Genomic DNA, 12,843 nt, shown 5'->3' with positions numbered 1-12,843 from the left:
GTGGGGGCCCCGGGGGGGCCTCGTGGGGGGGGGGGGCCCCGCGGGGGGGGTGCGGCGCCGGGGGGGGGGCGGGGGTCCCCCCCCCCCCCCGCCCGAAGTTCCGTCAGCGGTCAGGACCGAGGTCGATCCATGCGAGGGACGACACCGAATCCAGATACTCGAGGAGCGATGGCTCGATACCGGCGACGCGCACGGCAGCATAGCCGTCTCTGTTCCGCCAGGGAGCTTGAGGATCTACCGCCGGACCAACATTCGCGGCCAGGGAATCGTTCAGGAAAATGCGTTGATCTGGGCGAGGCCACTTCCAGCCTCTGAAACCGACTTCCTCCATCGGCGCGAGGATCTCGGGCAGAAATTCATCGGGCACCTGGGCACACAATCTGCCGAATTGTGTCAGTACGATCGTTTCACGCACTGTCGCATGGGCCAGGAACTCCGCAAGATTCTCGGGCGCCTGACTCCACGCGCCACCCGGCTCGCCCTCGTAGACGCGGTCCGGTTCCGCGGAGTCGAAAGCCCAGACCCAGTCGCCGGTCGAATCCTCCATGAATACTGCTTTTCCCCGATCGGGCTGGATATGGGAAGGCCTGTACATTCGATTGCCGCCCGACTGTAGCTCGGGCCAGCGCGACGCCAGGCCGTACCACTGCCTGAGTGGCTCGGGAAGCCAGGAGGCTTCGGGCGGCAACTGCTCCGAGGAGGCAGTCGGCGGGCCGTACCAGCGAGTCAGGAAATCGGGGATGTCGATGTCGGCTGGATCAATCACTTCGCCATTATGTCATACCGGGACTTTCCCAATCTTCGTAATCTACGAGGGCCTTGAGAACTCTTGGCCGCCGGAACGACGAAGCTCCTGGCCGAGTGGCTGTCGGCCAGGAGCTTCACTTTCGGAGGTTAGTTGTCGGGGCCGCCGATGAACATTCTGTTCCTGACGGCACCGCTTTCATTGCGCCAGATCATCAAAAGCCTGCCGCCGTCCGGAAGCATGGATCGCATGGATGACATGCAGTACCTGCACGCCCCATAGGTGCCCGTGATGTAAAGAGTGGCGTTCCTTGCGCCGGTAAGCCGCATAAGGGCAGCGGTCTGGTTCTCCAGATGGTGGAAGTTCTCCGCCGTCGTGCCGGGAGGCGCGACATGATCCGGCCGGAGATTCCGTCCGTCGCCCCCGGACGAAAGGTCGAAGGTCCGGCCGTTGCCGAGGTCGGCGTACCCGGACATCCCACCGGGGCTGCCGAAGCTGTTGGCTGCCTGCTGGGCCCTGTTGAGGCCATCCTCTATGTCTGGGCCGCAGGGGAGCTCGTTGTGGACCAGGATTGGCGTCCGCCCCGCCATCACCTGGTAGGTGTGCAGGCCCTCGACGGTCAGGTTGTGCACCGTTGCCCGCGTCGTCCGGACCTTCACCGCCGTGATCCGGACCCAGCTGCCACTGCCCGTGCTCAGCCACTGACCGGGTTGCAGGTCTTCTGCGTCGACCCAGCTGGCCAGGTCCGGCAGCCAGAAGCGGTGGCCGTCGGTGGCCGTGATCGTGGACGTCTTGCCACCCGCCTTGCCGTCGGTGTCGACAGTCAGGGTGACCAGGTGCTTGGTGCCCTTTCCAGTGATGGTGTGGGTGACGCCGCGGGTCTGGACGTCGTCGGTCTCCACGTCGGACGCGGCGACCTTGTCCCCGACCTTGACGTCCTCGATCGCCCTGGTGCTGCCGTCGGCCATCAGCACCTTGGTACCCGGCACGAAGCTGTTGCCGACCCTGCAGGCACCGCTGGCCGGCGGTGCGTCCGGGACCTTCGGCGCGGCCGGAGCCGGTGCCGGGGCGGGGGCAGGTGCCGGGTCCGCCGCCGGCGGGTTGCCGTTCGTGGACGGTGCGTCGGGGGTGTTGGTCGACGGCGGGTTGCCCGTGGACGGCGTCGTCGCGCTCGGCGGCGTCGCGTTGTCCACCTGGCGGCCGACATCGCTCGCCGTGTCCAGCGCCTCCAGCGCCTCGTCCCCGTACTTCGCGGCCTTCGCCGCCGTCGCCCCGTACCCCGCGAACGGGATCGCGGAGGCGCAGGACAGGGCCGCGTCCACGTACTCGCCCTCGGCGGCGTACCAGCCGCAGTTGGCGAGGTCGGCAACCTCGCCGACGACCGGGATGAGGCCGACGACATCCAGTGCCGCGTGCCCGATGTCGGACCAGGACAGACCGAACAGGTGGCCGTCGATCTCGATGAAGGAGATCGGGTTGCCGCCCGCGAAGGCGTAGCGGTTGCCGGTGAACGGGTCGGTCGACAGGCCCATGTCGGCGAGTGCCCCGCCGTACATGTCCCGGGTCAGGAAGCGGTTGAGGCCGGGGTCGTAGGTCCGGAAGCCCATGTCGTACGTGCCCGACGTGGTGTCGTAGCGCTTTCCGTTGAAGCGGTACGAGTTGTACGGATCCTCTGATTCCCCGCCGCCCGCACCCGGCTTGTCGGCACCCGTGAACTGGGCCGCGTCGTTCTTGCCGTACGCCGTGTACCCGTACGTCGTCTTGGTGTTGCCGTCCTTGTCGGTCAGCGCCTCGACGTCGCCGTGCGGGTGGTACAGGTACTGCGTGGTCTCGGGGTCCTTGTCCTCCTCGTCCTTGATCTGGGTCAGCTTCTGGCCCCAGGACGCGTACTGGAAGGACGTGACTCCCTCGTCCGTCACCTCCTCCTTCAAGGAGTGCGAGGTGATGCCCAGGTAGGTGAAGAGGGTCGTCTTGGCGTCGTCGCCGCTGCCGACCGCCTCCTTCACCGTGCGGTCGAAGGCGTCGTACGTCATGCGGGTCGTCTTCGCCGCGTCTCCGCTGCCCGCCGTGATCGACTCCGGGCGGTCGAAGCCGTCGTAACGGTACTTCTGGATCGTCTCGCCGCCGAAGGAGACGGTGTCGAGGCGGCCCAGCGGGTCGTAGTTGTAGGTGGAGGACGCGCCGTCCGCGGTGGAGGTCAGCAGGCGGTTGCGGTCGTAGCGGTGCGTCGTGGTCGTGTCGTCCACGTTCTGCCAGACCACGTTGCCGGCCGCGTCGTGCCGGTACTCCTCCGTCGCCTCGTCGTCGCCGGTCTTGGTGACCTTGGCGATGCGGTCCCGCGGGTCGTAGGCGTAGGCGTAGGTGTTGTCGATGGTGTCGCCGTGGTCGTCGGCGTCCATCAGCTTCAGGACGTCCTCGACCTTGTGCCCGTTGGCGTTGTACTTCAGGGCGTGTTCGGCGACGAGCGTGTCGTCGGACTGCTTCTCGGTGGTCTTCTTCGTCGACCCGTCGCGGTAGTAGTCGACGGAGAGGATGTTGCCGTTGGGTTTGGTCTGCTCGGCCAGTTCGCCGCGGGGCGTGTACTCCAGCTTGGTGATCTGCTGGTCCCCGGCCGTCGGCGAGGCGGCGTTGGTGATGCGCTCGACCCGGTCCAGGGGGTCGTAGTCCAGCTTGCTCCAGGTCAGGTCGTGCTGCGTGGTGAGCGTGTTGCCGTTCGCGTCGTACGTCAGCTCAGTGGTGTTGCGCACGGCGTCACCGTCGTGCTCCATGACCTTGCTGAGCTGGTTGAGCTCGTTGTACTCCAGGGCGTAGCGGTCGACCTCGACGCCGGGGCTGCGGTCGGTGATCTCGATCTGGTTGCCGTTGGCGTCGTAGCGGTAGGAGAAGTCCTTCTCCTCGTTGTCGGCGTCCCCTTCGTTGTCACGGACCAGGCGGACCGCGTCCGCGACGACCGTGCCGGTCGCCTTGTCGGTCAGGGTGATGGCCTGGCCGGTGTCCTCGGTGAAGGCGTACTTGCCCAACGACCGCCACTCACCGGGGAGTTCGGTCTGGTCGAGGGTTTTGGTCTCCGTGCCGTCCTTGTGCTTGATCTCGTACGTGGCGTCCTTGGCCGCCCCGTCGACCTTCGGGTAGTGGACGTAGACCGTGTAGTCACCGCTCTGCGGGATCGTCAGCTGCCAGACGAAGCGGTTCTCGCCCGAACCGGCCGCGTGCGTCTGCGTGTTGTAGCCGTACGAGCCCGCTGCGGCCGCCTCGTCCCAGGTGCCCTGGGTCGCCGTGTTGTTGATGTCGGAGTTGTCGACGAGCGCGACCTGGAGGCCGACCGGGACCCCGTTGTCCGAGCGGGACTTCAGGGCGCCGCTCGGGTAGAACGAGGAGTTGAGCGTCCGGGTGACCGAACCGCCTGCGCTGCTCAGGGTGTTCTGGATCTGCTGGCCGAGATCGTTGTACTCGTAGGTGTTCTCGATGTCGTAGGCGTCGGTGGACGTCCGGATCCAGCCGGTGTCGAAGTAGGTGTACTCGGTCTCGTTGCGGACGCTCTGGCCCTCCGACGGCGGCGCGCTGATCTTCTTCACCCGGCTCAGCGCGTCGTACTCGTACGTCGTCCGGTCCGGGGTGTTGTAGCGGCCGTCGTCCGGGTCGTAGGGGCTCAGGGTCTCCTTGACCCGGTTCAGCTCGTCGTAGACCGTCTCGGCGGCGAAGTCCTGCGGGTCGTCGCCGGTCTCCACACCGCGCGGGGTGATGACACGGGTCTGGTTGCCGGCCTCGTCGTACTCGAAGCGGGTCGTGCGGACGACCGCGTCGTCGCCGTCCCCGTCGTGCGGGACGCGTGCCTCGACCAGGGCCGCCCGGGCGTCCAGGACCATCTCGGTGCGGTTGCCCTCGGCGTCCGTGGTCGCGGTGGTCAGACCGTCCCAGTCGTACGTGCTGGTCGTCGACTCGCCGGCCGCGTCGGTGGTCTCCAGCAGACGGTGGTCGAGGTCGTAGCGGAACTTGGTGGTGTAGTCGTCCGGGTCCTCGGTCTCGTTCTTGCGGGCGTCGACGACCTTCACCAGGTCACCGACGTCGTTGTAGAACGCGGTGGCCCGCTTGCCCGCCGCGTTGACCGCCTCGATCGGCTGGTAGATCTCGTCGTACTTCGTCGTCGAGGTGAAGTCCCCGGGCGTCTGGGTCAGGTTGCCCTTCGGTTCGGTCGAGGTGAGCTGGTTGCCGACCTTGTCGTAGGTGAAGGTCGACACCCGTTCCGGCGAGCCTTCTTCGTCGCCCGGCTGGACGGACTTCACGAGCTGGTCCGCCGCGTCGAACTCGCTGGTGCTCTTCACCCCGTTCGGGGCGGTGAACTCGGTCGTGTTGTCGTTCTCGTCGTACTCCGGTGCGGGCGTGACGATGAAGACGCCGGCCTTCTGGTCCTTGGGCCGGCGGTTCTCCAGGGGACGCGCGAAGACGTCGTACGTCTGCGTGGTCGTCGCCCCGTCGGCTTCCTGGAGCTTGGTGACGTTGCCGCGTACGTCGTACGTGGTCACCGTGCGGTTGCCGAGCGCGTCGAGGATGACCTGCGGGTAGCCGGAGGGATCGTAGTCCTCGAACTTCGTGGTGTGTTCGTTGGCGTCGGTGGCGGCGGTGATCCGGCCCCGGTCGTCGTAGGTGTTGGTGGAGGTGTAGTCGCCCTCGGGCTCGCTCTGCACGCCCTTGGGGTCGGTGACCGACGTCAGGTTGCCGCGCGCGTCGTAGCCGAGGGTCCAGGCGCGCCCCTCCGGGGTGACGCGCCGGACCAGGTCGGCGATGTAGCCGTTCTCGCCAGTGGCGTAGGCGAAGGTGGCGGCGGGCCGGTCGTTCTTCACCGACTCCGCGTCCTTCGACTCCAGCGGATAGCCCGTCTTCGGGTCGTACTTCCAGGTGCGGGCCGCGCCGTTGTTCTCCTCCAGGCGCGTGACGTTGTTGTCCGCGTCCCAGGCCAGCTTGGTGGTCTGCTTCTTGGCGTCGGTGAGCTTCACCGGGCGGCCGTAGCCGTCCATCAGCTGGGTGGCCGGGTGGTTCTCGGCGTCCGTGACGACGGTCTGGATCGCCCTGCCGTCGTGGCCGTCGGCGTCCTCGTAGCGGTAGCGGGTGAGGCCGCCGAGCCGGTCGGTGACCGTCTTGGTGTACCCCAGGTAGTGCAGCTGGTCCTTGTCGTCGTGCGGACCGACGTAGTCCAGTTTGGTGGCGCTGCCCTTCGGGTCGGTGACCTGGGCCAGCTTCAGTCCCGGGTGGTCGAACTCCTTGCCGTAGCCGAACTTGAAGACCTTGCGCTGATCCGCGGGGGCGTTCGCGCCGTCGGTCAGATGCGCCAGCAGGCCCTTCTCGGTGAAGGTGAAGTCGATCCGCCGCCCCGAGATGTCGGTGACGGAGCGGACCTTGTCGATGATGAACGGGTTGAGGAGGTGCTTGCCCTCGCGGACCTTGCCGTCCTCGTCGACATAGGTGTACGCCTTGCCCTTCTCCCAGTAGTCGACGGTGAGCGTGCGCCGGCCCTCGGCGTCGGTGACGTGCTTCAGCAGCTTGGGCCCGAGCAGCCGGTCCTCGTACGTGAACTCCATCCGGTTGCCGTTCTTGTCCACCTGGGCGCTCGGATAGCCCTGGCAGTCGAAGAGGAACCGGGTGCGGTCCGGGCGCAGGAACTCCCAGGCCTCCCGCTCGTGCGGGTGGAGCAGACAGGACTTCTCCAGCTGCTTGACCCGGAAGTGGACCCCGGCCGGGGAGTCCCACTCGCCCTTCTTGTTCTTGCTGAAGACGTGGCTGGTGCCGTCACCGTCGGTCAGCGTGATCTGCTTGGGCAGCAGGGCGGCCGGGTGGAAGTCCAGCGGGGTGCCCAGCCGTACCGGCGAGGAGGCCTGCAGCGACCAGCCGGGACCGGCCGGAGTGCTGGAGGCGTCCTGCGAGTTGTAGGCCAGACGCAGGAAGGTCGAGAAGCCGAGCGACGGGTTCGTGAAGGCGTTGTACGACCAGACCGCGTTGCCGGCGTACAGGTTGTTCATCACGGACGAACCCGCGCCGGTGTTCTTGCCCGCGTAGGAGTAGAAGTCCTCCAGTCCCAGCTGGTCGGAGGTCGGGTACTCGGCGGTCACCTCGTGCTTGGACGGCGGCACGCCGTCGGTCTCGGAGAGCCACTTGCCGGTGGCCTTCTCCCGCAGGTCCCACTCCAGGCCGAAGGTCAGCCGCTTGTCGAGCGGGTCGATCAGCACCGGGGCCTTCAGCTGCGCGTCGAAGGTGACGGTGTCGCCGGGCGGCACGTCCCTCGGCAGCGGGGTGGCGTCCTTGTTGAGAAGGTTGGTGATGTCCTTGCCGTCCAGCGTCCAGCGGTACGACAGGACGCGCTCGCCCTTCTTCCACACCTTGGCGGTGGTGTTGGTGAGGGTGGCCTCGACGGTGGCCGTCTCGCCCGGGATCATCCGCGCGGGCGTGTACGGCAGGAAGTACGTCTCGCCCTCGGGCGCCGCGAGCAACTTGGCGCCCTGGGAGACCTGGCCGACGGCGGGCAGTTCGACCGTGCGCGCCGGACCGGTGAGCAGTTTGCCCTGCTTGGTGCGTACGGCGATCCGGTAGTGGTAGGTGCTGCCGTCTCCGTCCAGCGCCGGGGGCGCGGTGCGGTCCGTGAAGGTGCGGGTGTCGCGGTCGAGGGGCGCGACGAGGGTCTCGGCGGTCGGGGTGAAGTTCTTCGCCGTGGAGCGGTGGACCTCGTATTCCAGCAGGTCCTTGCCCTCGTACGCGGTCCAGGCGAGGTCGGCGCCGGTGGCGTGCGCGGTGCGGGGCGCGCTGATACGGACGCCGTCGGCCTTGCCCGCGATGCGCGGGTGGGTGAGGGAGGCGGCGCCGCGGGTGCGGTCGAGGGTGAGGCGGGGCGGCTTCTCGCCCTCGTCGCGCTGGTTGTCGTCCTTGTCGTCGTCGCCGAAGAGGTCGCTCCAGAAGCCGTCGTCGTCCTTCGCGCGTTCGCTGTGGGGACGCCAGCCCTCGCGCGGGTCGCTGGTGTCGGGTCCGGAGGCGGCCGCGGGTCTCGCCTCGCCCGAGCGGGCGGGGGTCGCTGGGGCCGTGCTCATGATCAAGGCCGTGGCCAGGGCACCGACCACGGCGGCGCGGAGGCGGAGGCTGCGGAGGCGGATATGGCGCAGGCGGTTGCGGGTGGGGCCTAAGGCTGCCATGAAGGGCTCCTTGGAAGGGCTCCTGCCCCCGTGGGGGTTTCTTGTTCCCATTGGCACAGGTGTCGCACAGGAATCGCCGGGCACACTCTTGTACCAAGGTCCTTCAAAGGCGTGTCAATGACATGCCAAAGTGCAAGGGCGAGTTCCGGACTGTGTGCGACATCTCGAAAACGTGCACGGATGCGCCACGATCGTGTGAACTCCCTTGGGGTTACTGCCGGTTGCCCCCCGGTGCGACATCCTTTCCGGGTCCCGACGCTTGTTCTCCCCGGGAGTCCCACCCTTGAACGGCAACACCTTCCGTATGCCCGCACGCCGCCTCGCCGTCATCGCCACGGCCACCGCGCTGGCCGCCGGTCCAGCGGCCCTGGCCGCCGCGGGCTCCGCCCACGCGACCGATGACCAAGGCCGTGCGAACGCCGTCGTCCTGCGCACCGGGATCGACGTGTCCCTGCTCAACAAGACCGTGAACGTCCCGCTCGCGGTCTCCCTCAACGAGGTCCAGGCGCCGCGGAGCGCCCAGGAGACCGTGCTGACAGCCCAGTTGGACGGGGTCGACGGCGGAAAGCCCTTCAACGTGCTGCGCGCGAACGCGGCGGACGCGAAGGCGACGGTCTCCGCGACCGGGGCCGAGGCCTCCACCAGCCTCGCCCACGCCAAGCTGCACGTCCCCGGCCTGCCACTGCTCTCGCTCATCGAGCTCGACCAGGTCACGTCCAAGGCGACCTGCGAGGCCGGCCGGGCCCCGGTCGCCTCCTCGAACCTGCTGGGGGCGGTGACCGTACTCGGCAAGAAGGTCACGCTGACGGCCGGCGGCACGACCGACGTCAAGGTGCCCGGTGTCGGCGAGGTGCGCCTCGACCTGTCGAAGGAGGAGACCGCCTCGCGCACGGCCGCCGCCACCGCCCTCGAACTCAAGGTCTCCATCAACCCGTTGAAGCTCAACGTCGCCGAAGTGGAGGGAACGCTGACCCTGGCCGAGGCCACCTGCGAGGCGCCGGCGGCGACGGTAGGGGAGCCGGCCGCGCCGAGTGAAGGTCCGGCGGGCGATGTGAAGCCCCAAGGCGCCCCGGGCGAGTCAGGGTTGGCCGATACCGGTGGCAGCTCGACGACGCCGTACATCGCCGGCGGTGCGATCGCGCTGGTCGTCGCGGGCGGGGGAGCGCTGGCCCTGGCGCGGCGCCGCAGGAGCTGACCCGTCGAGGCGCTCCTTCCGGTTCGGCGGTCAACAGCCCATCTGTGTCAGGGCTGTTGACTGCCGAATGAAAGCGTTTTAACTTCCCCTCACTCCGACTTCGAGATGTGAGGGGGCCCCGTGGCCGCTGTACTACGGGAACGTGCAGGTGCAGAGGAGGTCGGCACCGCTCGTCCACGGACGAGTAACCCTCGTTCACGGCGAAAACGCTTCCAAAGCCGAGGGCGAAGCCGGACGCTGGGCCTGCTCATGCTGCCCGGCCTCGCCTACTTCCTGCTCTTCCACTACGGCGCGCTGGCCGGCAACGTCATCGCCTTCAAGGAGTACGTGCCCTTCGACGGCCTCTGGGGCAGCCCCTGGGTCGGCATGGGCAACTTCCAGCGGATGTTCGAGGACGGAGCCTTCTGGGACTCCGTGCTCAACACCGTCTGGATCGCCGTCCTCCAGCTCGTCTTCTACTTCCCGGTGCCGCTCGCCCTCGCCCTGCTGCTGCACAGCCTCGCCTGGAGCTCGGTGCGCCGGTTCGTGCAGTCGGTGGCGTATCTGCCGCACTTCATCTCGTGGGTGATCGTCGTCGCCCTCTTCCAGCAGGTGCTCGGCGACACCGGTCTGCTCAACTCCTCGCTGGACGGCATGGGGCTGCACACCGTCGACATCATCGGCAACCCGGACGCCTTCAAGCCGCTCGTCGTCGCCCAGGTCATCTGGAAGGACGCCGGCTGGGGCACGATCATCTTCCTCGCCGCGCTGGCCCAGGTCGACGAGCAGCAGTACGAGGCCGCCGCGATCGACGGCGCGGGCCCCTGGCGGCGCTTCTGGCACGTCACCCTGCCCGCCATCCGTCCGGTGGTCATCCTGCTGCTCATCATGCGGCTCGGTGACATCCTCTCCGTCGGCTTCGAGCAGATGCTGCTCCAGCGCGACGCGGTCGGCCCGGAGGCCGCCGAGATCATCGACACCTTCGTCTACTACCAGGGCATCGTCGGCGGCGACTACGGATTCGCCGCAGCGGCGGGCCTGTTCAAGGGCGTCATCGGCGCCCTCCTCGTCTACGCCGCCAACAAGGCCGCCCACCGCCTCGGCGAACAGGGGGTCTACAAGTGAGCACCCAGGTACGTCCGGGTTGGATGGAGAAGCCGAGGCCGGTGACGCAGGTCGGCAAGGTCCTGGCCCTCGCCACCGTCGTCCTCCTGGTCTGCGTGCCGTTCCTCGTCATCGTCTCGACCTCGCTGGCCTCCACCGACGAGGTCGTCGAGAACGGCGGCTGGGTGCTGTGGCCGACCGAGCCGACCCTCGACGCCTACCGCGACATCCTCGACGGCGGCATCGTCACCCACGCCCTCGGCGTCAGCGCGGGCGTCACGATCATCGGCACGCTGCTCAGCCTCGTCTGCACGGTCACTCTCGCCTACGCCCTCTCCCGCCCCGGCGTCTTCGGCGGCAAACCCGTCCTGCTCCTCATCCTCTTCACGTTCCTCTTCCCGCCCGGCATGATCCCGAGCTTCCTGCTGGTCAAGGAGCTGGGCCTGCTGGACAACTACGCCTCGATCGTCCTGCCCGTCCTGGTGAACGTCTTCAACCTCGTCGTCCTGCGCGGCTTCTTCCAGGGCATCCCGGAGGAGCTGTACGAGGCCGCGCGCCTGGACGGGGCGGGGGACTGGCGGGTGCTGTGGTCGGTCGTCCTGCCTCTGTCGAAGGCCGCGCTCGCCGTCGTAGGCCTCTTCTACGCGGTGGCGTACTGGAACTCCTGGTTCTACGCCTCGCTGTACCTGGAGAGCGACCACTGGCCCCTGCAACAGGTCCTGCGCACCTACGTGGTGGCCGGCTCCGGACTCACCGACGCGACCACCGGCGAGGGCACGATCACCGCCCCGCAGACCGTGCAGATGGCGGTGCTGGTGATCGCCACCGTGCCGATCCTGCTCGTCTATCCGTTCCTGCAGAAGTACTTCACGAAGGGCGTGCTCACGGGCGCCATCAAGAGCTGACGAACCATCGAGAGCTGACCGAACCGAAGCTGACAAGTCGTCAAGAAACGTGCTCAGAAAGGTCTTCCGCTCATGCCCAGCATTTCCCGCCGTACCCTGCTGCGGTCCGCGGCCGCGGTCGGCGCCGCCGCATCCGCCCCCACCCTGCTGACCGCCTGCTCCACGAGCTCCGGCGACAGCGACGTCTCCAACGCCGGCAAGAAGCTCGCCCCCTGGCCCACCCATCGCCCCGCCACCGGCCCCAAGCCGGACCTCGCCCCCACCGAGGCAGGAGTCCAGGCCGGATACACCAGCTACCCCTCCGACCTGGTCAAGTCCGTCTCCCGTACCCCGGGCGACGGATCGACCGTCAAGGTCATGTCGATGTCCTTCGGCACGCCACCGAAGCCCGCCTCGGCCAACCGGTTCTGGGCCGCCGTGGAGAAGGCCCTCGGCGTGAAGATCGAGTACACGATCATCTCCCAGGCCGACTACCAGAAGAAGATGGCCACCGTGATGGCCGGCGACGCCGACACCCTGCCGGACATCATCAACATCTTCTCCGGGTTCGTCCTGCCCCGCGAGGCCGAGTTCGTGCAGCGGCGCGCCGAGGACCTCACGCCGTACCTCTCCGGTGAGGCGATCGCCGACTACCCCAACCTCGCGAACATCCCCACCCACGCCTGGCGCGACATGGGCCGCATCGGCGGCCGTATCTTCGGCATCCCCCTGGAGCGCCCGCTGCCCGGCTCCACCCTCTGGCTCAACCAGGACATGTTCACGGACGCGGGCATGAAGGAGGGCTGGACGTCCGAGGACTTCGCGGCCGTCGCCAAGAAGGCCACCAGCGGCCGCACCTACGCCCTCGGTGCCGCTCAGGGCTCCCTGTTCGGCAACGGCGTCCACTCCGCCGCCCATCGCGCGCCCCAGGAGTGGGCCGTCACCGACGACGGCACCTTCCAGCCGGGCTGGGCCGACGAACGCTTCAAGGCCGCCATCGCCTTCCAGGCGCAGCTGCGCAAGAACGGCTCGTACCACCCCGACGCCACGTCCATCTCCCAGATCGACCTGACCACCCTCTACTACAACGGCACGGTCGGCTCCATGCAGGACGGCTTCGGCGCCTACCTGCCCAAGTACCGTGAATCGCAGGGCAAGTTGACCCCGGCCGCGGCGCTGCCGTACAGCGTCGGCGGCGAGGCGGGCGGAATCGTCGCGGCCCGCCGCTCCTTCGGCTACACCGTGCTGAAGAAGGCGAAGAAGGAACGCATAGAGCTGCTCCTGCGCATCCTCGACTACCTCGCCGCCCCCTTCGGCAGCCAGGAGTGGGAACTCGTCCACTACGGCGTCGAGGGCACCCACTTCACCCGCGGCAAGGACGGCTCCCCGCAGCCCACCAAGCTCGGCGAGGTGGAGAACAACACCAACCTGCCGCTGAAGTACCTCGCCGAAGGCCCCCAGGTGCTGTTCGTGCCGGGCATGCCCGACGCCGTACGGGCCCTGCACGCCTGGCAGCAGAAGACGGTCCCGCACGCCATCCGCAACGCCTCCTGGGGCCTGCAGTCCCGGACGAAGAACTCCCAGGGCACCACGCTCAAGGCGCTCCTGGACGACACCGTCACCGGCATCGTCGCCGGCCGCATCCCGCTGTCGGAGTGGGACGGCGCGGTGAAGAAGTGGCGGGCCCGGGGCGGCGACAGAATGGCCGACGAGTTCGCGAAGGACTACGCGGCCAACACGTGAGCGGCCGCCGGGCGGAAG

6 protein-coding genes are annotated in these 12,843 nt (G+C 68.1%); 4 read left to right on the top strand and 2 right to left on the bottom strand.

Features of this window, described 5'->3' with window-relative positions:
* Window positions 1-103: 103 nt before the first annotated feature.
* Both ABT063_RS37460 and ABT063_RS37455 read right to left on the bottom strand, forming a co-directional pair.
* Complete coding sequence (locus ABT063_RS37460; RefSeq protein WP_351064856.1) at window positions 104-766, bottom strand: hypothetical protein; 663 nt, start codon at window positions 764-766, stop codon at window positions 104-106.
* A gap of 128 nt (window positions 767-894) precedes the next feature.
* The gene (locus ABT063_RS37455; protein ID WP_351064854.1) at window positions 895-7,920 is read right to left on the bottom strand and encodes a golvesin C-terminal-like domain-containing protein; all 7,026 of its coding nucleotides are present in this window, start codon (window positions 7,918-7,920) and stop codon (window positions 895-897) included.
* 283 nt (window positions 7,921-8,203) lie between these two features.
* Here ABT063_RS37455 and ABT063_RS37450 point away from each other — a divergent pair, with 283 nt between their 5' ends.
* From ABT063_RS37450 to ABT063_RS37435, 4 genes are all read left to right on the top strand, one after another.
* Window positions 8,204-9,115 carry an SCO1860 family LAETG-anchored protein gene (locus ABT063_RS37450; protein WP_351064852.1) on the top strand — a complete coding sequence of 304 codons (912 nt, stop codon included), beginning with the start codon at window positions 8,204-8,206 and terminating at the stop codon, window positions 9,113-9,115.
* 249 nt (window positions 9,116-9,364) lie between these two features.
* A complete protein-coding gene (locus ABT063_RS37445; RefSeq protein WP_351064850.1) occupies window positions 9,365-10,219 on the top strand; it encodes an ABC transporter permease in 855 nt (284 codons plus the stop codon).
* Complete coding sequence (locus ABT063_RS37440; RefSeq protein WP_351064849.1) at window positions 10,216-11,103, top strand: carbohydrate ABC transporter permease; 888 nt, start codon at window positions 10,216-10,218, stop codon at window positions 11,101-11,103. Before ABT063_RS37445 ends, ABT063_RS37440 begins: the two co-directional genes overlap by 4 nt.
* A 72-nt stretch (window positions 11,104-11,175) precedes the next feature.
* Window positions 11,176-12,825 carry a type 2 periplasmic-binding domain-containing protein gene (locus tag ABT063_RS37435; RefSeq protein WP_351064847.1) on the top strand — a complete coding sequence of 550 codons (1,650 nt, stop codon included), beginning with the start codon at window positions 11,176-11,178 and terminating at the stop codon, window positions 12,823-12,825.
* The last annotated feature ends 18 nt before the right edge of the window (window positions 12,826-12,843 follow it).

It is taken from the genome of Streptomyces sp. NPDC002838, assembly GCF_040295365.1.
GTDB lineage: Bacteria > Actinomycetota > Actinomycetes > Streptomycetales > Streptomycetaceae > Streptomyces.
This window is presented reverse-complemented; position numbering and strand designations above follow the sequence as displayed.